At 68.0% G+C, this 20,070-nt stretch carries 17 protein-coding genes; 12 read left to right on the top strand and 5 right to left on the bottom strand.

The annotated features are described in order from the left end of the window. Positions 1-662 precede the first annotated feature (662 nt). A complete protein-coding gene (locus tag BM204_RS18245; protein ID WP_170259238.1) occupies positions 663-2,471 on the top strand; it encodes a sensor histidine kinase in 1,809 nt (602 codons plus the stop codon). Positions 2,472-2,990: 519 nt separating this feature from the next. On the opposite strand, the gene BM204_RS18235 is transcribed toward BM204_RS18245, so the two are convergent. After that, entirely contained in the window at positions 2,991-4,139 is a 1,149-nt protein-coding gene (locus BM204_RS18235; protein WP_091116363.1) for a tyrosine-type recombinase/integrase, read from the bottom strand. Positions 4,140-4,269: 130 nt separating this feature from the next. Between BM204_RS18235 and BM204_RS18230 the strand changes: the two genes are divergently transcribed. Continuing rightward, positions 4,270-4,575: a nucleotidyltransferase family protein gene (locus BM204_RS18230; RefSeq protein WP_174813033.1), complete on the top strand. Its 306-nt coding sequence runs from the start codon at positions 4,270-4,272 to the stop codon at positions 4,573-4,575. A 12-nt stretch (positions 4,576-4,587) separates the two neighbouring features. Here BM204_RS18230 and BM204_RS18225 read toward each other — a convergent pair whose 3' ends face one another. Then, the gene (locus tag BM204_RS18225; RefSeq protein ID WP_256215784.1) at positions 4,588-5,397 is read right to left on the bottom strand and encodes a class I SAM-dependent methyltransferase; all 810 of its coding nucleotides are present in this window, start codon (positions 5,395-5,397) and stop codon (positions 4,588-4,590) included. A gap of 119 nt (positions 5,398-5,516) precedes the next feature. Between BM204_RS18225 and BM204_RS18220 the strand changes: the two genes are divergently transcribed. From BM204_RS18220 to BM204_RS18200, 5 genes are all read left to right on the top strand, one after another. Then, entirely contained in the window at positions 5,517-6,329 is an 813-nt protein-coding gene (locus BM204_RS18220; RefSeq protein WP_143099829.1) for a class I SAM-dependent methyltransferase, read from the top strand. Further along, positions 6,320-7,312, top strand: a complete 993-nt coding sequence (locus tag BM204_RS18215) for a phytanoyl-CoA dioxygenase family protein (RefSeq protein WP_091116357.1) — start codon at positions 6,320-6,322, stop codon at positions 7,310-7,312. The genes BM204_RS18220 and BM204_RS18215 overlap by 10 nt, the downstream gene beginning before the upstream one ends. A gap of 388 nt (positions 7,313-7,700) precedes the next feature. Continuing rightward, positions 7,701-9,668, top strand: coding sequence for a M4 family metallopeptidase (locus BM204_RS18210; RefSeq protein ID WP_091116354.1), 1,968 nt, complete (start codon positions 7,701-7,703; stop codon positions 9,666-9,668). A 245-nt stretch (positions 9,669-9,913) separates the two neighbouring features. Beyond that, positions 9,914-10,612, top strand: coding sequence for a haloacid dehalogenase type II (locus BM204_RS18205; protein WP_246166419.1), 699 nt, complete (start codon positions 9,914-9,916; stop codon positions 10,610-10,612). Positions 10,613-10,668: 56 nt separating this feature from the next. Continuing rightward, positions 10,669-11,196, top strand: a complete 528-nt coding sequence (locus tag BM204_RS18200) for a GNAT family N-acetyltransferase (protein WP_091116352.1) — start codon at positions 10,669-10,671, stop codon at positions 11,194-11,196. 16 nt (positions 11,197-11,212) lie between these two features. On the opposite strand, the gene BM204_RS18195 is transcribed toward BM204_RS18200, so the two are convergent. Genes BM204_RS18195 through BM204_RS18185 form a run of 3 tightly spaced genes read right to left on the bottom strand, consistent with a single transcriptional unit; the run spans position 11,213 to position 13,877 of the window. Beyond that, a complete protein-coding gene (locus tag BM204_RS18195) occupies positions 11,213-12,436 on the bottom strand; it encodes an alpha/beta fold hydrolase (RefSeq protein ID WP_281290208.1) in 1,224 nt (407 codons plus the stop codon). Between the two features lie 5 nt (positions 12,437-12,441). Further along, positions 12,442-13,221: an IclR family transcriptional regulator gene (locus tag BM204_RS18190; RefSeq protein WP_091116348.1), complete on the bottom strand. Its 780-nt coding sequence runs from the start codon at positions 13,219-13,221 to the stop codon at positions 12,442-12,444. Then, complete coding sequence (locus BM204_RS18185) at positions 13,218-13,877, bottom strand: hypothetical protein (protein WP_143099828.1); 660 nt, start codon at positions 13,875-13,877, stop codon at positions 13,218-13,220. The genes BM204_RS18190 and BM204_RS18185 overlap by 4 nt, the downstream gene beginning before the upstream one ends. Before the next feature lie 99 nt (positions 13,878-13,976). Here BM204_RS18185 and BM204_RS18180 point away from each other — a divergent pair, with 99 nt between their 5' ends. The 5 genes from BM204_RS18180 (at position 13,977) to BM204_RS18160 (ending at position 20,049) form a co-directional block, all read left to right on the top strand. Beyond that, a complete protein-coding gene (locus tag BM204_RS18180; protein WP_218153749.1) occupies positions 13,977-15,068 on the top strand; it encodes a catechol 2,3-dioxygenase in 1,092 nt (363 codons plus the stop codon). Beyond that, positions 15,068-15,979 (top strand): catechol 2,3-dioxygenase, encoded by a 912-nt coding sequence (locus BM204_RS18175; RefSeq protein WP_091116344.1) that lies wholly within the window; start codon positions 15,068-15,070, stop codon positions 15,977-15,979. The genes BM204_RS18180 and BM204_RS18175 overlap by 1 nt, the downstream gene beginning before the upstream one ends. A gap of 9 nt (positions 15,980-15,988) precedes the next feature. Continuing rightward, positions 15,989-17,047 carry a histidine phosphatase family protein gene (locus BM204_RS18170; protein WP_091116342.1) on the top strand — a complete coding sequence of 353 codons (1,059 nt, stop codon included), beginning with the start codon at positions 15,989-15,991 and terminating at the stop codon, positions 17,045-17,047. 5 nt (positions 17,048-17,052) lie between these two features. Continuing rightward, a complete protein-coding gene (locus BM204_RS18165) occupies positions 17,053-18,168 on the top strand; it encodes a PEP/pyruvate-binding domain-containing protein (protein WP_091116340.1) in 1,116 nt (371 codons plus the stop codon). Positions 18,169-18,237: 69 nt separating this feature from the next. Beyond that, on the top strand, positions 18,238-20,049 hold the full coding sequence (locus BM204_RS18160) for a PEP-utilizing enzyme (RefSeq protein WP_091116338.1): 1,812 nt from the start codon (positions 18,238-18,240) through the stop codon (positions 20,047-20,049). Positions 20,050-20,070 lie beyond the last annotated feature (21 nt).

Genomic DNA, 20,070 nt, shown 5'->3' with positions numbered 1-20,070 from the left:
GCAGGTTCAAATCCTGTCAGCCCGACCGAAGAAAACCGCAGGTCAGAGGCCGTTTCCCGAACCAGGGAGGCGGCCTCTCGCCATGCCAGGCGAAGGTTGCACACCTTTTTCGCACACCTTTCTCAGCGACCGACGGGGCCGTAGTCAGCGGTCGAGGACGTGACCGGGGATTGCGCGCGGGCATTTGAGGAGTTGATGCCGTCGAGGGGGTGCTGGCAGCTGACAGCGGCCAGACAGGTCTACCCCCCTTACCCCCCGGGAGGTGTGTCTTAGCGCCCAGATACACGCACCCGGAGCAGACGCCTGTCCCGGGACGGTTGCCGGACAGGTGTTGCGGGACATGGCGTTTCTCTGCCGTCCCAACAAAGGGCCGTCGCCGATTGAGGTTCCCTGACCGGAACTGCTGTCCGGCCATGCGCCCATTCGGCTGGAGGAGCCGATCTGGCAGCCCAAATGCTCGGTGACTCGTTGGCTCAGATCACCAAGCAGCACTACATCGAACCGGACGAGAAGGTGAATCCCGTGACCGCCGAGATTCTGGAGTCACTTGCACCGCGAAGCTGTAGGGGAGCCCATGACCAACGTGGATGAGCGACATACTGGCGCTACCCCGTGGCACAAGTAGCATGGTCATCACCAGCCAGAGGAGCCCACGCCACCACATGTCCCCGGACACGCAGGCCACCGAGCCCCCCGCGCACCCGGGCGACCCCGCGCCCCCGATGTCGGCGGGGCCTTCGCGCGACGCGCTCGAGCTGATCGCCGAGGGCGTGACCGACCTCGCCGGGTTCGGCATCGCAGCCATCAGCGTGGTGCGTGACGACGGCAAGCTCGAGCTGATCGCGATCGCAGGCGACGACGAGGCCGCGCAGACTGTCCGGGGACGTCGTACTCCCGTGGCCAGCTTGATGAAGGAGCTCGAGAAGGCCGACGACTGGGGGTTGTTGAAGTTCATCCCGCACGAACGGCTCGACCTCGGAACGGGCGAGGAGGCCTGGGGGTGGGTGCCCGACCCCACCAGCCTGGTTCCGAGCGACGCTGCGGACGCCTGGCACCCGCTCGACATGCTGGTCGCCCCTCTGTACGACGACACGGGCAAGCTGCGCGGCACCCTCGCGATGGACCTCCCGCTCGACGGCCGCCGTCCGGGCGCCCAGCAGCGCGAGGTCCTCCAGACGTACGCCGAGCAGGCCGGCCGCGCGGTCGTCACCGCACTGGAGCGCGAGGCACTGGGTGAGCAGGTGCGGTTGGCGGAGGCCGCCCGCGCCATCGTCCGCGCCGCCAGCGCCCAGCTGAGCATGGACCGCATCCTCGCCGACAGCCAGCAGGCTCTGGTCGAGGGCTTCGAGGCACAGGGCATGTGGCTGCAGACCTTCGACGAGGACGGCCAGGGCACCCGCGCGATCTACTCCTCCGACGGCACGAAGGTCGAGCTGCCCGCTGAGCTCGTGACGGTGGCCGAGACCTCCGCGCGGCGGGCCTGGTCCCTGCAACGGGTCGAGATCGTCAGCCGGGACCGGCCCTTCGGGCCCACGATCACCGCCGAGCAGGGCGACGGCATCCTGGGCTTCCTCGCGAGCATCGGGATCACGTCGATCCTCTTCACGCCCCTCGGTGCCGGCCCGGAGTGCCTCGGCAACCTCGTGCTCACCCGGGCCGCCGGCCAGCGGGACTGGACCGACCACGAGGCCGCGGCCGCCCTCGACATCGGGCACGACCTCGGCCGGGCGATCCTCAACGCCCGCACCTTCGAGCGCGAGCACCACCTCGTCGAAGAGTTGCAGGCTCTCGACACCTACAAGAGCCAGCTGATCGCGACGGTCTCCCACGAGCTGAAGAACCCGCTCACAGCCATCACCGGGCACCTCGAGATGCTCGAGGGTGCACCCGACCTGTCCGGCACCGTGCAGGCGTCGTTGCGGGCGATGGACCGCGGTGCCAGACGGCTCGCCAAGGTGATCGACGACCTGCTCCTGCTCTCCAAGGTGGGCGACCCCCACTACCCGATCATCACGGTGCCCGTCGACGTCCGTCGTACCCTCGAGGAGGTGCTCGACCTGTCGTCGGTCGCCGCCGCCCGCAAGGGCCTCACCTTCGTCACGGAGGCACCCGACACCCCGATCGTCGCGAGCGGCGACCCCGACGAGCTGCACCGCGTGCTCGCCAACCTGATCAGCAACGCCGTCAAGTACACCGCGGACGGACGCACTGTCACGCTCACCCTGATGCACACCGACGACGGCGTCGTCTTCCGCTGCGCCGACCAGGGCATCGGGATCTCCGAGGGGGACCGCGCCAAGCTGTTCCAGGAGTTTTTCCGCTCCACCAACCCACAGGCGGTGGCCGAGCCCGGCACCGGCCTGGGTCTGACAATCGTCAAGCGGATCGTAGGGCGGCACGGCGGCCGGATCGAGGTCTCCTCCGAGCTCGGCCGCGGCAGCACGTTCACGGTCACCGTCCCCGCCGCCTGAGTCACGCCGCCTGCGAGCACCACCCGCTCGAACTCCGCGAAGTGCAGGCCCTCGCTGGCGCCGTGGGCGCGGGTGTCGGGGTCCTCGACGCCGGTGACCAGCACACTGGCCCGCGGGAGCGCCTCGAGGAACTCCGCGATGAACGGGATCGACCCACCGACTCGCATGTCGACCGGCTTAGTGCCGTCCCAGGCCTCCGCGAAGGCCGCGCGCGCTGCGTCGTACGCCGGGCCGGTGGCGTCGATCCGGGTGGCCTCGCCAATGTCGACGATGGTCACCGAGAGCTCCCCCCCTCCCCCCCCGCGCGACGTGCTGCTCGAGGTGGCGGGTCAGGCACTCGACTCCGTTGGCAGTGGTGTCGCCGGGAAGCGATCCCTGACCGGAACTGCTTCCGGCGATGCGCCCAGTCCACCGCCATAGACGCGGGTGGGCAGCGGGCGAGTGCCAGGGGCGCGGAGGGCGCCCCGCCTGCTGAGGTCTTGAACACCACCGGTGGCGGACTCGGAGATTCCACCGGTCTCACCGAAGGGCATCGCTCAGCACCTGCATCGCGGAGACGCTGATGTCTGGGGAGACGTGGCCGTAGATGTCGCCAGTGATGCTGATCGAGGAGTGGCCCAGGATCTCCGAGACCACCTTGAGTGGGACGCCGTTGGCGAGCATGGTGCTGGAGGCGGAGTGCCGGAGGGTGTGGAGGCCGATGCTGGGCAGGCCGGCCTGGTCGGCGGCCACCTTGAGCGCCCGGAGCGCGTTGCGTGGGTCGCAGGGTTCGCCGAAGGACGTGGTGAAGACGTAGCCGGTTTCGTTCCACTGGGAGCCCGCCCGATCGCGCTCGGCTGCCTGGCGAGCCCGGAGCCGCTGGAGGATCTCGGCCGTGCGGTCGGTGATGGGCACCTCGCGTTGGGACTTCGCCGTCTTCGTGCTGGTCGTGACGAGCTCGCCGTTCTCTCTCGTCAAGGTGCCGCGGATCTTGAGCCAGCCGTCGTCCTCCTTGACGTGGCTGCGCCACTTGAGCGCGAGCGCCTCGCCGCGGCGGAGGCCGGTGTTGACCAGGAACTCGAAGAGCGGGCCGTAACGGGTGCCGCGGGCTGCTTCGAGCAGGATCTTCACCTGGTCAGGAGTGAGGTACTCCGCCTCCTTGACCTCGACGCGCGGGCGGGTGATCGCGGCCACGGGGTTTTCGGCGAGCTCGCGGTCCTTGACCGCGGCGTCGACGACGGCGCGCAGGATCGTGTAGGCGTTGCGTCTTGTCGAGTCGCTGAGCCCCTTGCGGCGGAGCTCGGCCAGCCACCCGTCGACCGCGCTCGGCCGCACCCTGTGCATGGGCGTCGCGCCGAGCCGGCTGCCGATGATGTGGTGGCGGGCCACGGCGGCGTACATCGTCTTGGTGCTCGTCTTGCGGTCCGAGTTCGCCATGGTGGTCTTGATCCAGGCCGCGGCGTACTGGTCGACGAGCTGTCGGGTGTCGCGGGCCGGCAGCTCCTTCTTCAGCCTGGCCCGGACCCCCTCGGCCTTCTGACGGGTTTCCTTGGCGGTTCGTCCGGTGACCGTCGCGCGCTTGCGGACGCCGTCCGCGTCGGTGTGGCGGATCAGGATCTGCCCGCGACCGTCCTTGCGCTGAACAGGTCGAGATCCTTCGCCGTTGGCGCGTCGAGTTGGCGTGGCCATGCGCCACAGCGTATGACCCGTTGACCTCGGCGAAGCCGATTGACGACGAGTTGTGGACAGTCAGTCGCTTCCTTCGCGGCTCATCGGTGAGACTGTTAACGAAGGCTCGACGATGCGACAGGAGGCAGCCATGACGGGACCGTTGGTGATCGATCGCCACGCGATCGAGGCCCTGTGTCTGAAGTACGCCGTGCGTCGCCTCCTGCTGTTCGGCTCCGCCGGTACGGATCGCTTCGACGAAGCGACCAGCGACATCGACTTCCTGGTCGAGTTCGACGACGCACCTGTGAGCCGCTTCGATGCCTACTTCGGTCTCAAGGAAGATCTTGAGGCACTCTTCGGCCGCCCGGTTGACCTCGCCTCGGTGGCTGCCCTGGAGAACCCGTACTTCGCGGAGTCGGTCGCCAGCACGAGTCGAGAGCTGTATGCAGCCTGAGGGCGACGGCGCCTAGAGGTCGCTGCGTTTGACGCAGAACACGTCCACCGGGTGCGGGACCCGCATCTCGCCAGAAGCGTCGGGCACCGAGACCGCGTGCAGGTAGGCACGTACCAGCGGCCTGAGCTCGGGGGTCAGTCGTGCTTGTACGGTGAAGTCGAGGACAGCGTCGCTCGCGACGGCCAGGTCCAGGCGGCCCTCGAGGGTGACGATCTCCTCGAGCTGCTGACCGGCCTCGGCGAAACCGGCCACGACGTCGTCGCTGAACCACTGCCGGTGGCCCTCGAGAGGGGGAGCGAGAACGCCGACCAGGGCGTTCAGCACTCCGCGGGGCGCGTTGACCACGATCAGCTCACCACCCGGACCGAGCAGGTCGAACGCCGCCCGGAGCGTCTCGGCGACCCGGGGCACGTAGTACATCGAGTGCACGAAGGTGATCACGTCGAAGGGTCCCGCGACCGGGGCCTCGTCGAAGGTGGCGACGTGCACCTGGGTCTCCAGCGACTCCCGGTCCAGGTCGGACAGAGCGGCGACGAACGCGGCCGCGCTCCCGGCGTACGGGTCGATGCCGACGTAACGGACCGGCCTGGTCGGCAGCACGTCGGCCAGGGTCGCCGCGAGCCTCGCGTCCAGGGCCCCGTCGCCGCAGCCCACGGAGAGCATCGAGATCGGACCGATCCTGCGGTCCGCCAGCACGGTGACGAGGTGGTCGGCAATCAGCCGGCGCTGGTCCGACCGGGTTTCGAAACAGGCATGGTCGCGGGCGTAGGTGGCCGGGGCAAGGCCCGGGAGTACACCAGCGACGGCACGGGCCGAGATCACAGCGTCCAGCAGCCCAAGGGTCTCGGAGGGTGAGGATGGCCTGGCTAGGTTGGACACTTGGGGGATTCAAGCATGCGGAGACAACAGGGTCGACTGTCGGTGGCCCCTGAAGGAGCGTCGTGAGCACAGGAGATACAGCGGAGCGCAGCCTCGAGCACTGGAGCGAGGCCGGCCGCACCGGGATGGAGGCGTTCTACGCGCTTGCCACCGAGGACTACCGCCAGCTCGCGCTGGCCGCTGACTGGGCCCACCTGCTCGGTCAGCGCGCCCGCGACGGCTGGTCGCTGCTCGACGTCGCCTGCGGCAGCGGGAAGTTCCCGACCGCGCTGCGGACCTACGCCGATCTCGGCGAGGTGCCCGACGTCGCCTACGACCTGCTGGACCCCTCGGCCTTCTCGGTCGACGAGACCCGCGCCGTGCTGGCTGCCCCCTTCGTCGCCCGCCACGACCTGGTGATGACGCTGCAGGACCTGCCCGACGCGTACGCCGGCTACGACGTCGTGTGGGCGACCCACGCCCTCTACGCGCTGCCGCCTGCGGAGCTCGACCTCGCTGCGGAGCGCCTCGTCGCCGCACTGGCCCCCGGTGGCCTCGGCCTCGTCGCCCAGGCCACCGCGGCCTCCCACTACCTCGTCTTCTACGACGCCTTCCGGGCCGGGGTGCGCGACGCCACGCCGTACACGACCGCCGAGCAGGTCCGCGACGCCCTGGTTCGCGCCGGCGCCGATGTGCGTGACCAGCGCGTCGCGTACCGCACGGGCACCAGCGACCGGGCTGTCGTCGAGGGCTTCCTGCAGCGCTGCGCCTTCGACGACTCGGTGTCGCTGGCGGAGATGGAGTCGGCGCCGGTCCTGGGCGACTACCTCGCCTCCTGTCGTGCGTCGGACGGCTCGTACACCTTCTCCCACGAGGCGGCACTGCTGTGGCTGTGACGTCCGGCATCACGGGGAACGAGAAGCTGCCCGAGGGAAACCGAGCCGGCGGGCTGGAGCAGGACTGGGCAGGCAACGACCAGGACTGGTGGGACTGGTACGTCACCCTCGCGGTGAATGAGCAGACCCCCACCGACCTCGTCGACGGCCCGGGCCTGCCCGATGTCGCCCCGGCCTCGGACGACCAGCTCGCGCGCGAGCTGGCGGAGCCCTACGTCCTCCACGCGGTGTCGATCGAGGCGTTCGGTCGCGAGGCGTTCGTCAAGCTGCCCGGCGTGCTCTCCCCCGCCGTCGTACGCCGGCTCGCGGACCGTCTCGAGGTGCTGCTGCAGGCCGAGCACGGGAATCACGTGGCCGGCCGGTTCACCGCGCTGGAGCAGATGTGGCTCCACGACGACCTGATGAGAGCCGTCGCCCTCTCGCCCCGGATCGGCGGACTGGCCGCCGGGCTGCTCGGCGAGCCAGGGGTGCGGCTCTACCACGACAACGCCCTGTCCAAGGAGCCCGGCTGCGGCCGGACCCCCTGGCACCACGACGCGGAGCACTTCCCACTGCAGACGGTGCAGGCGGTCACCGCGTGGATGCCGATGTCGGCCATCCCCGGTCGGATGGGCCCCCTGTCGTTCGCCCGCGGACGCGGGGTGCGCGAGGAGGTAGCCGACCTGGAGTTCGACAAGGTGGGCACGTCCTACGACGAGGCGGTCGCCCACCGGTTCGCTGAACGTGACGTCTCCGTGGAGGCCGGGCCGTTCGCCGTGGGCGACGTCTCCTTCCACTCCGCGCTCTGCTTCCACACCGCGGGACCGAACCTGACCACCCAGCCGCGGCGCGCACTGGCGACCACCTACTTCGCCGACGGCGCCCGCGTCGTGGAGTCTCCAACGCTCATCAGCGGGACGTGGCGCGACTTCTTGCCAGGGGTGCAGCCGGGCGGTCTCGCGGTCTCCGAGCTCAACCCGCTCGTAGGACGAGCCCACACCTGAGCTGAGCGGCTGGTGCGGTCATGATGGTCTCGTACTCGACGGGGTCGTCGGAGTGCGTCTTTCTGCGATGGGCTGCTCCCGTAGTCTCGAGTACTCCGCGTTGCTCATCTGGCGCGGCCCGCAGCGGGATCCGTTTGTGGACATCGTGTCTGGACCGGGTCAGGAGCAAGCCCCACGGTGCTGAGCAGGCAGACAGGACTAGGTTCCGGCGCGACTCAATGACACCTCCGCAGGTACTGAATCAGTGGGCGTCGCCTCGGGAGGCTGGCGACCAGATGGCTTCGGCGCTGACGCTGCGTCGGTTTGGCAACCCGTCAGTTCGGGCCTAACGTGACGTGATTCACACAGCGACCCCCCAGTCGCCCAGCCCATCTCGGAGGGAACCCCCATGAGTTTTCGCTCGCTATTCGCGATCTCGGCCGCTACGGCCTTGGCCGCGGCGACCACCGTCGCAGCCACAGGATCGTCGTCGGCGCTGCCGTCACCAGGCGAGGCAACAAGCGCGATCTCGACCCCGGCCGGCTCGTTCACGCTGACCGACCAGAAGGCAGCCGACTTCGTGCTGCCGCCGCACATGACGAAGATGCATACCCAGACGCTTCCCGACGGCACGACCGCGACCCGCTACCAGCAGATGGTGCGCGCTGCGACCGTCTTCGGGGGGCAGATCACGGTGATCAAGGGCGCAGACGGCGTCACGACGGCAGTCATCGGCGCCTACTTCCCCGATCTGCAGCCCTCCAACACGACGAAGCTCACCAAGGCCCAGGCCTTGGGCCAGGTCAAGGGTGCGATCGGCGAGCGCGGTGACTTCAGCGCCGAGCTGCGGATCGACCCGCGCACCGACACGTACTTCTACGAGGTGCAGAGCATCCGCGACACCAGCCGCCCGGTCCGCTGGGTCGATGCGGCCACCGGCGAGACCCTCAAGGCGTTCAACGCGCTCGCCGAGGGTGAGGGCATCGGGGTGAAGGGTGACCGGAAGACGATCAGCACCACCAAGCCTGCTACCGGTGACTACCGGCTGCAGTCGCAGGACAACCGCCAGCGCACCCTGGACGCGTTTAACACCGGCCAGAACGGCGTCCCCTTCCGGGCCGCGACGATGACGGACGCGGACGACGTGTGGGACCTGCCGGGCAACATCAGCCCCGGGCAAGCCGCCGGCGTCGACGCGCACTACTACGCAGGCGTGGTCGACGACTTCTACGCCGACACGTTCGGCCGCGACAGCATCGACGACAACGGGATGCAGATCGTCTCGGTGACCCACTTCGGCCAGGCCTACTGCAACGCCTTCTGGAACGGCGCCTACATGACCTACGGCGACGGCAACGGCACCACCTGCAAGTCACTGGCCGGCGGCCTCGACGTGGACGGCCACGAGCTGACCCACGGCGTCACCGAGTACACCTCGGGCCTCATCTACGAAAACGCCTCCGGTGCGCTCAACGAGTCCTTCAGCGACATCATGGGCAACACCATCGAGTTCTACGCCGACAAGAACGGGCTCGACCCGGCCGCGGAGCCCGACTGGCTGATCGGCGAGGACGTCATCAACACGCCGGGCGACCCGACCCCCGGTTTCCGCAACATGGCCGACCCCAAGCAGGACGGCGACCCGAGCCACCTCTCCCAGGCCTACACCGGCGAAGCGGACAACGGCGGGGTGCACACCAACAGTGGCATCCCCAACCACGCCTACTACCTGACGATCAACGGCGGCCGCAACGCTAGCTGCGTCGCGAACCAGTACCACGGTGTCCTGCTCACCGGCCCCGCGGCCAAGGACTGCAGCATCGTGGTCGACGGCTTGGGCGTGGACAAGGCGGCTCAGGTCTACTACGCGGGCTTCACCAGCCTCCCGGAGTACGCCAATTACTGCGACGCCCGCAACGCGACCGTGGCCGTCGCCAAGGCGACCTCGAAAGCCGACGGCGACACCATGGGCAAGACCTACAAGCAGGTGAGAGCCGCCTGGGACGCCGTGGGCGTGCACGAGAGCTGCGCCGGCGGCACCCCGCCGCCGCCGCCGTGTGTGGGCGACGCGAGCGCCTCGCTGCCGTTCGGGACCCCGAACCCGTACGGCAACAACGGTGACTGCACGTGGACCTACGACAACAGCACCGCCGGCTTCAGGCTCCACTTCAGCCAGCTCAGCACGGAGGCCGACTACGACTACGTCTACGTCAGGGACGCTGCGGGCACGATCCTGGCGACCTACCACGGGGACGCCACGGTGGCCGGGCCGATGACCAGCCCGTGCATCACGACCTCGACCGGATCGGTGCAGTTCACCTCCGACGCCGCGGTTACGGCGCCGGGATTCACCGTTGACGCAGTGGAGCCCTGCTAGCGCGGTCGTCCACTGAGTCCACGTGGTGGCCGGCCACGACCTGATTCCGGGTCGGGCGCAAACCCCGCGAAAAAGATGATCAGCGTAGGGCCGGAAGCACCGCTTCCGGCCCTACGCCGTGGCAGTCCCCGCCGACGACGTCACGGCGGTCGACGTCGTCGTTGTTTCGGGCAGCGAAGGCTGCGCCTCATGCGAGATGCTGCGCCAGTGGCAAGCTCAGACCGACCCCGGCGAAGGAGCACGAAGTGAAGGACCACCCGAGCATCCTGGACGGACCACGACGTCCCGACCTCGTGGTGTTCGACGTCAACGAAACACTGTCTGACATGTCTCCACTCGCCGTCAGGTTCGAGGACGTCGGGGCTCCGAGGCTCTTGGCGCAGACCTGGTTCGCCGGGTTGCTGCGTGACGGGTTCGCCCTGACGGTGTCCGGCATGGCCGAACCGTTCGCTCGGCTCGCCGCCGAGTCGCTGCGCCTGGAGCTAGAGAGCCAAGACCTCGACCGTGGCCTCGACGAGGCTGTCGAGCACGTGCTGTCAGGTTTCGCGGGGCTAGCACTTCACCCCGACGTGGCCGATGGCCTGCACGCGCTGGCCGACCTGGGAGTCCGGCTCGTCACCCTGAGCAACGGATCCACCCAGGTGGCCGAGACGCTCCTGGAGCATTCCGGCGTCCGGTCGCTCTTCGAACGACTCCTCTCGGTAGAGGAAGCGGGCCTCTGGAAGCCAGCGTCCGGCGCGTACGACTATGCGCTGGCCGAGTGTGGTGTTGACGCGGAAGACGCCATGTTGGTCGCCGTGCACCCGTGGGACATCAACGGGGCCGCGCGCGCCGGACTCGGCACAGCCTGGATCAACCGCGCCGAGGCCAGGTACCCGGCGTACTTCACAGGGCCGGACCTTTCCGTGACATCGCTGCCGGAACTGGCCCGGGCGATCACCTGAGGCGTTGACTCGGGCGCCCATCGGCACGATCCGACACCAGGGGAGTAGAGGCAGACATGAGCGACATTTCAGTCCCCAGGGACACGCTGCGGGTCACGACGTGCGACACCGACGAGACGCTCGCAGCGGCCAGCGGCCTGTTCAACCAGTACCGGCACCATGACGGCGAGCCGGCAGACGGGGATGGGGACGGGGATGGGGACGGGCGCACCCTCAGCTGGCTCGCCGACATGGTCCAGTCGCGCATGCTCACGGTCTACACGGCATCCGTGGACTCGTCGGTGGACATGCCTCCCATCGGCCTAGCCACCGCCCATGCGATCCCCGCATCTCTGGTCATGGGACGGTTCTGGCAGCTGCGCGACCTCTACGTGCTCCCCGAGTCTCGCCGCCAAGGAGCGGCAGCCGCTCTGGTGGGCGCAGTCCGAGAGGCAGCACTCGCCGCAGGCGCAACACGGCTATCCCTCGCGACGGAAGTGGACAACCAAGCCGCGCTCGGCCTCTATCGGAAACTCGGGTTCAGGCCTGTCGAAGGTCTGGCATCGCTCAACCTCGACTTCGCTCCCAACGCGATCAGGGAGTAGGGCCGGGCCCAGCCGGTCACCCGCACGATCCGAGGAAGTCCGCGAGCAAACGGTTGAACGCTGTCGCGTGTTCGATCTGGACCCAGTGCCCACAACGGTCGAAGACGTGCAGTCGGGAGTCGTCGATCAACTCGTGCAGGCGCAGCGAGGTGGTCAGGGGGATCACGCGGTCCTCGCGTCCGTGGACGAGCAGGGTCGGGTGCCCGATCGAGCGGACGAGATCCTCGTCGAGCGCCATGGCGTCGACACGGGCCTGCTGTGGCGCGGGGAACATCGCGGCGTACGCCTCCTGCACTCCGGGACGCGTGGCGGCGGCCAGCCGCAGTCGGGCGACGTCGTCGTTGACCAGGGTGTGATCGTGGGCGAAGACGTCGAGGAGTGCCCGCATGTTCGCCAGCGACGGCTCGAAACCCCAGACCTTGTCCAGCCCGGCCGTGATGGGGAACGACACCCCGACACTGCCCATGAGGACCAGCCGTTCGACGCGCTCAGGGTGGCGGGTGGCGAGGCTGAGTGCGAGGGCGCCGCCGAAACTGTTGCCCACGAGTGAGACGCGGTCCAGTCCGAGCGCGTCGAGGAAGCCCACCAGGTGGTCGGTCCAGGTGCTCAGGTCGTAACGGGCGCCGGGTGGTCGTTCGGTGTAGCCGAAGCCCAGGACGTCGGGGGCGATCACGCGGAAGCTCTCGGCGAGGGCGGGAAGCGTGAGACGCCAGTTGGCCCACGCGCTGACGCCCGGACCTGACCCGTGGATCAGCACCACGGGCTCGCCCGAGCCCAGGTCGTGGTAGTTGGTGAGGATCCCGTCGACGGAGACGCTCTCGCCGATCTCCGGACTCTCGGCAGCTGCCTCTGACACAGCAGGCCCGCCTTCTCGAGCCTGCGCGAGCAGCCACTCGCGCATGGACTGGTGTGGCTGCAACGGCGGCAGCAGGGCCTCCACCCAGCCATCGACGACCCGGGTGGGATAGACGGTTGCGCCGCGATCCGGCAGCTCGGTGCGTTCGCCCGTCGGGAGGTCGAAGCGCCAGAAGTGGCCGGGGCAGACCAGCGTGCCCTCCTTGACGATCCCGCCCGACAGGGCGACATCTCGGTGGGGGCAGCGATCCAGCATGGCCACGTGTTCGGCATCGTTCGTGAGCACGACGCACACGCGATCCCGGTCCTGGCCGGAATTCCCGACAATCTTCCCGACCGGTCGTGTTGCCTTGACCTCGTCAACCCGACAGACCCTCTCCCACACGCCGGTCACTGGGTCCACCCCAGGCCGGAGGAGATGCGGGCGGCCGTCTCGACGATCGGGCCGATCAGGTGGTGCAGGCCCCGGTCCACTTCCTCCACGTCTTCCACCACCGACACCGACGCGACTACCTGACCGAGGGGATCACGGATCGGTGCGGCGATGGAGCACATGCCGGGCTGCGACTCGCCGCGGTTCTCGGCGTAGCCCTGGTGGCGGACACGCGCCAGCTCGGTCAGGAAGTCCGACTTCGAGGTGATCGTTCGAGGTGTCTTGGGCGTCAGCCGCATCTCCTGAACGAGCCGTTTCTGGCGGTCGGAGGGGAGGAAGGCCAGGAGCACTTTGCCGCTCGAGGTCACATGGGCCGCATTGCGGCTGCCGACCGCGCGGAAGAGCGGGATGGCGCCCGGTCCCTCGCGTCGCTCGATGTAAAGCACGTCGACACCGTCGAGGATGGCGATGTGCAGGGTGCCTCTCGTCTTCCTGCGCAGCTGGTCGAGCGGGATGGTCGCTGCCTCGTGCAATCGTTGGGAGGTCTCGGCGCTCGCTCCGAGCGAGCCCATGGTGGTCGTGAGCCGGAACAGGCCTGTCTCCTCGACCTTCTCGAGCAGGCCCTCCGCGACGAGCGTCCAGATGATTCGATGAGCGGTGCTCTTGCCCACCTCGACTCGGCGGGCGAGCTGACTGACTCCGAGTTGGGTGCTGTGCTTGCCGAACTCGCGCAGGATCCGCGCGGCGGCCGCGACACTGGACAGTCGTTCGGCGCGAAGGGCGGTCGGCTCGGTCATCGGGTGACGTCGTCCAGCACGGACTGGAGGCTTTCCGCGGCAGGTGCTCCCGGGATGGGGACGATCCGACGTGCCGTGAGCTCCGCCGCCAGCAGACCAGCAGCCAGGTCGAGCCCGTTGCGGACGCACGAGCCGAGCTCGTCGACCATCTGGGCCTGACGCGGCAGCGCCCTCCGGATCCTGTCGAGGTCCCGGATGGTCTTGGCGTGCTGGTTGGCGAGCGCGACCCCGGAGTGCTGGGCGTGGTGGGCACCCAAGCCACCCCCGACCGCCACGGCGAGGTGATAGACGGTGTCCGAGACACCCAGGACTCGTCGTACGGCCTCGGGGGAGTCGTCAGCCAGAAGCCCGAGGTCAGGCAGCACTGACGGGTCGTAGAACCGCACGGTCCACGTGACCCCCTCGTAGGTGTCGGTGAGCTCGACCTCCTGCCCGTGAAGCGCTGGCATCGAATCGGTGGTGGCGAGCAAGTGCAGGTGCTGCGTCGCAGCGGCGATCACAGTCAACTGGCGGGCAGCAACCAGTGGCAGCGCCCCGCGCTCGGCGGGCGGCAGGTGCCGGACGTGGTCGAGGTACGTCGCGTGCAATGCGCTGACATAGTCGCGGACCAGATCACGCATCGCTTCGGGGCGGGCTGAAGCAGGGGTTTCGCTCACCTCCACAGCCTGACCCGACAGCACCCAAAAATCTATCTTGTGTTCCGTATGGCGGAACGGCGCGTGTATGGGATCGGGATGGGGGCCAACTATGGGCACATGGTTGATGTGAACGACGTCACAGAGCACGCGGACCTAGCCGAGGGAACTCCGGCAGGCACGCGGCGCGAATTCGCACCGGACGCGCCGCCGGACGGCGCCCGGTTCGACCCGTCCGACACCCGGCAGGCTCACGCCTACGGCGAGCGAGGCAAGATGCCCCGCCGGCCGCAGGGGATCCTGCGCCTGGGCCACGTCGACACCACGGTCACCGACCTTGACCTCGCCTCGGCGTATTACACCGGCGTCATGGGGATGGAGATCACCGCACGCACCGAGGACTCGGTCTACCTCAAGTGCTGGGACGAGGAGGACCACCACTCCCTGCGCCTGCGCTATGCGCCGCGGCAGGGGATGGACCTGATGTCGTTCAAGGTCCACCACGAGGACGACCTGGCCGACCTGGAGAACAAGGTCACCCGTTACGGCTTCCCGGTCGAGCGGATCAGCAAGGGCGAGACCCTGGGCCAGGGTGAATCCGTCCGCTTCGCCACCCCGAGCGGGCATCTGATGGAACTGGTCGCCGACGTCGAGAAGGTGGGCGCCTCAGGGCGACGCCGTACCCCTGACCCGGCAACCGACGACCAGCCGTTCCCGCGGGACAAGATCTGCCCGCCGCGGCTGGATCACATGCTGATCAACGCCGAAGAGGTCGGCGAGTCGACGCAGTTCTTCATGGACGTCCTCGGCTTCCGCATGACCGAGCAACTCCTTGACGGCAACGGGCACCAGCTCGGCAGCTGGCTCGAGCGGTCCAACTCCCCGCACGACCTCGCGATCGTGCACGGACCCAACGGAGGCCTGCACCACTTCGCTTTCTGGCTCGACGACTGGGACGACGTGCGGGATGCGGCGGACGTGCTGGCCTACAACGGGATCCAGCTCGACGTCGGTCCCACCCGGCACGGCATCACCCGCGGCTCGACCATCTACTTCTTCGATCCGCTCGGCACCCGCAACGAGGTCTTCACCGGGGGTTATCGCCCAGATCCGGACTTCCCGACCCTGACCTGGACCGAGGACAACATCGGTCGCGCCATCTTCTACTACGAGGGCCAGGTCAACGAACGATTCATGAGAGTGCACACCTGATGACGATCCTGCGCCTTTCCCACGTCGAGCTCCGCGTCCCCGATCTTGAGCTCGCCACTGCCTACTACTCCGAGGTCATCGGCATGATCGAGACCGGGCGGGATTCCGCCCGGGTCTTCTTCAAGTGCTGGGACGAGCACCAGCACCACAGCGTGGTCCTGACCATGGAGCCCACCCACGGCCTGAACCATTTCGGATTCAAGGTCACCGAGGCCGATGACCTCGACCACTACCAGGAGCGACTGGAGGCTGCCGGTGTCGCCGTCCGCCGCTATGCCGCCGACGAATGGGCGCCGGGTCACGGCACCTCGATCCGTTTCGCCCTGCCGAGCGGGCACGAGATGGAGCTGGTCTACGGCATGCAGCAGGTCGGCAACTTGCTCCCGCAGACGAACCCGCCCCCCAGGCCGATGGGTCTGGTCGGCATCGCGCCGCCACGGGTGGACCACCTCTTCCTGACCGCCGAAGAGGTCGACACCAACACCCGCTTCCTTGTCGAGCACCTCGACTTCCGGCTCACCGAGCAGATCGTCGGCGACGACGGTTTCCAGATCGCCAGCTGGCTCGAGGTCTCCCACCGCTCGCACGACATCGCTTTCATCACCGGGCCCAACCAGGGGTTCCACCACTTCGCCTTCTGGGTGGACGGGTGGAACGACCTGCGCAACGCAGCGGACGCCTGCGTCTACCACGGTGTCAACATCGAGATGAACCCCACCCGGCACGGGGTGACCCGCGGCCAGTGCCTCTACTTCTTCGACCCGGTGGGCAACCGCAACGAGATGTTCACCGGCGGCTACTGGGTCGACCCCGGCTCGGAGCCGATCACCTGGACCGAGGCCGAGATGGGGCGGGCGATGTTCTATTACGACGGTGTCGTGAACCAGCAGTTCCTCACGGTGCACAGCTGAGGCCGGGAAATGACCACTGAGAACACCGTGAAGCCGTCGTCGACTTCGCCGCTGCCACGCACGGAGCGCCCTGACGCACCCGCCTATCTCACGCGGCACCAGTCGCGCCGCAGCCCGGCGCCGGCCGGGCCGGCCGAGCAGGACGAGTCGGTCCCGCTCTACCTGCGTCAGTTCCGCGATCGTGGTCACACCAGCGAACCGGTGACCTACGACGGCAACGTCGTCGGCAGCTCTCGTGCCTGGGCGGAGGTGACCCGCACGAAGGAGATCATCCCGGAGCGGCGTGAGCACGTCGCCGACATCGACTGCGACATCTACCTCGTGCGGCATGGTGAGACCCAGGGCTATTCCTCGGAGTCGGGCCTCACCCCGCTCGGTTCCTGGCAGGCGCACCGGCGCGGGCAGGAACTCGCCCGTCGGGTCACCGATGGCATGAAGGTCGAGCTGCTGTGCGCACCAACGAACCGGGCCCGGCAGACCGCTGAGCACCTGCGCCGCGGCCTGCTCGACAACATCGAGCTCTACGGTCGCGGGCAGCCCGACATCGGCGAACTCCATGACGACCCCAACTTCCGAAACTTCGAGGTTGCCACGCCCGAGGGCCCCAGGGATGTGACCAGCGCCTTCCGGCTCTATCACCGCGAGATCGAGAAGCTGGAGCGAGTCGGTTTGGGGGAGCGCCCCGGATGGCTTGTCGACGTCGACCGCTTCTGGGGAGTCCAGCAGGGCGGTGGTGACCCGATCACCCACTGGCTCACCATGCCGATGATGTATTTCGAGCCCCCCGTCTCCTGCGTACGCCGATTCTGGCGCGGCATCCTCGACGCCCATGCCAGGACGTCGGCCCAGACCGTCGTGGTCGCGACGCACTCCGGACCGATCCGGGCCTTCGCGACGCTTGCGATGGGTTATGACCCGGGCGAGCCGTTCAACACCGAGTTCGTCCGGGTGCGGATTGTCGCCGGCGGGACCACCGCTCTCGTGCTCTATCGCAACCGCGTCCAGGAGGTCGTGATCCCCGACCTCGATGCCCTGCCCGCCAATTCCGACCCCCGCTTCCAGGAGTGAACGCCATGTCTGCCTGCCCCAGTGCGATTCCGTTCGGCAACCTCGCCGCGGAGTACCACCCCCAGGTCGGCGGCAAGTGCGCTTCGCTCGGCACCATGATGCAGGTCGGGCTCCCGGTCCCACCCGGCTTCGCGGTGACCACCCGGGTGTTCGTCGACGCCAAGGAAGCTTCTGGTTCGAAGCACCGGATCACCGAGATCGTCGACGGCGGACTGGGCCCCCTCTCGGACATCACTCAGGAGGCGCTGGAGTCGGTCGCGGCGCAGGCACGAGAAGTGGTGATGACGTGGGAGATCCCGGTCGAGCACGCGACCATGATCCGTCAGATGTACGCCGACCTCTGCGCGCAGTCGGGTGTGGAAGACGTGCCTGTTGCGGTTCGTTCCTCGTCCACGGCCGAGGACTCGCCCGAGGCGTCGTTCGCGGGTGAGCACGACACCTACCTGTGGGTCTGCGGCATCGACGACGTGCTGGAGAAGATCCGGTGCTGCTGGGCGAGCCTCTACACCGGGCGCGCCATCATGTATCGACATGAGCTGGGCTACGACCACAACCAGGTGGACATGGCCGTGGCCGTGCAGAAGATGGTGCGTCCGCGCGCTGCCGGCGTCGCCTTCACCCTGGACCCGACAAACGGTGACCGTTCCGGCATCTGCATCGACGCAGCCTGGGGTTTCGGGGAAGGCGTCGTCTCGGGCGACGTCACGCCCGACAACTTCCTGATCGACAAGGTGATGTGGACGATCAACCGCCGCACGATCAGCCCCAAGACCCATGCCCACCTGCTGACCGACGTCGAAGGAGCCGATTGCCCGCAGGTCAGTCGGGTCGAGCTTCCCGAGGACCAGGTCAACGCCCCCTCGGTGACCGACGAGGAGATCATCGCCATCGCCAGGCTTGCCCGGGCTGCGGAGAAACACTACGGCTGCCCCCAGGACATCGAATGGGCCGTGGACGACGACCTCCCGGCTGGCGAGGACACCGTGCTGCTCCAGGCGCGGCCCGAAACCGTGTGGAGCAAGCGGCACCGCGCCGTCGGCGCCAAGGCCGACCTTGTGTCCTCGATCGTCGACACCCTCGTCAACCCCCTGTCCTCCAGAAAGGGGGCGGAAAGAGGCTGACTCGGGTCAGCACAGCGCGGAGCGCAAACGTTTGACTCGACACCGACCCCGACCCAAGGACGAATTATCATGGCCGATCGTTTCTCAAGCCCCTTCGACATCGAGGCTCCAGCAGGTGCCGAAGGATGGCAGAACCTCTACTCCTACTCTGCTGTCTTCTCCGAGGAGCGTCGCGACTACGAGGACGGTGGTTTCTGGTTCCACGACGGGGTTCACTGGCCCGAGGCCCTCACGCCCTGGGACGCCGGCGTGTTCGAGGTCGCCATCGCGTCCCTGGGCCAGTACAACACCCGCCACTACCTTGTCCCGCCGGCCTATGGAGTCGACTTCCGCATCCTCAACGGCTACGTCTTCCTGAGTCCTGTGCCCGCTCCGGAGGCGGACATCGAAGGCCGGGTGCCGCACTTCATGGAGCGGGCCGGCTTCTACTTCGCCAACTGGGACAGGCTGTACGACGACTGGCTGGTCAAGGTCCGCTGCCTGGTCCAGCAGATCAGCGAGCTCGACTTCAGCCCGCTGCCGCAGATGGAGGACCTGGAGGTCATCACCTCAGGAGCCGGTCGCGGTTCGGGTGACCGGCTGCTTTCGACCTACCACCGGCTCCTGGACCACGTGCTCACCTTGTGGCAGTACCACTTCGAGTTCCTCAACCTCGGCTACGCCGCCTACCTCGACTTCTTCGGGTTCTGCAAGGCCGCCTTCCCTTCCATTCCAGACCTGGCCATAGCCAAGATGGTGGCGGGTGTCGACGTCGACCTCTTCAAGCCCGACGACCACCTCAAGAGCCTGGCCCGCCTGGCCGTGAGCAGCGGCGTGGATGACCGGTTCAACGGCGCCAGCCCGAAGGAGGTGTGGGCCGCGCTCGCGACCGACGAGCAGGGCCAGGCGTGGATCGCTGAGTGGGACAAGGCCGCAGAGCCGTGGTTCAACTTCTCCACCGGCTCGGGCTTCTACCACTCCGACAAGATCTGGATCCAGAACGTCGAGGTGCCGCTCGGCTACATCACCGACTACATCGTCAAGGTGAAGGAGGGAGTGGACCTCAATCGGCCGATCGAGGCGCTGCACACCGAGCGCGACCGGGTGGTGTCGGAGTACCGCGAGCTGCTCGCCTCCGACGAGGACCGCGAGACCTTCGACGCCAAGCTCGGTCTCTCGCGGACGGTCTTCCCCTACGTCGAGAACCACAACTTCTACGTCGAGCACTGGGCGCACTCGGTGATCTGGCGCAAGATGCGTGAGCTCGGCGAGGTGCTCAAGGCAGCAGGCTTCCTCGCCGAGACCGACGACGTCTTCATGTTCCGTCGGTCCGAGCTCTTCGACGTCCTCTTCGACCTCTACGCAGGTTGGTCGGTCGGCGCTCCGTCGCGTGGGCCGTCGTACTGGCCGAAGGAGATCGAGCGCCGGCACGCCGTCCACGAGATGCTCAGGGGCTGGTCGCCGCCTCCCGCTCTCGGTATCCCGCCGGAGGTGGTCACCGAGCCGTTCACGGTCATGCTCTGGGGCATCACGTCGGACTCGGTCGCGGCCTGGCTCAGCTCGGGCGAGGAAGGGGAAGAGGGCGTGCTCAGCGGTTTCGCCGCGTCCCCCGGTCTGGTCGAGGGCCCCGCGCGGGTGATCTTCTCGGCCGACCAGATCAGCGAGATCCAGGACGGCGAGATCCTCGTGGCGCCGCTGACTGCGCCGTCGTGGGCGCCGATCTTCGGCAAGATCAAGGCAACCGTCACCGACGTCGGCGGCATGATGAGCCACGCCGCCATCGTCTGTCGCGAGTACGGCCTGCCTGCCGTCACGGGCACCGCCTTCGGGACCAAGACCATCAAGACCGGGCAGATGCTCCGGGTCGACGGCAACACCGGGAAGGTCACGGTCCTGGACTGAGAGCGAGCGCGCTCAAGCCGG

It is taken from the genome of Nocardioides psychrotolerans, assembly GCF_900113685.1.
In the GTDB taxonomy this organism is placed as follows: domain Bacteria; phylum Actinomycetota; class Actinomycetes; order Propionibacteriales; family Nocardioidaceae; genus Nocardioides; species Nocardioides psychrotolerans.
The sequence above is the reverse complement of the archived record's forward strand: the minus strand, read 5'-3'. Positions and strand labels throughout refer to the sequence as shown.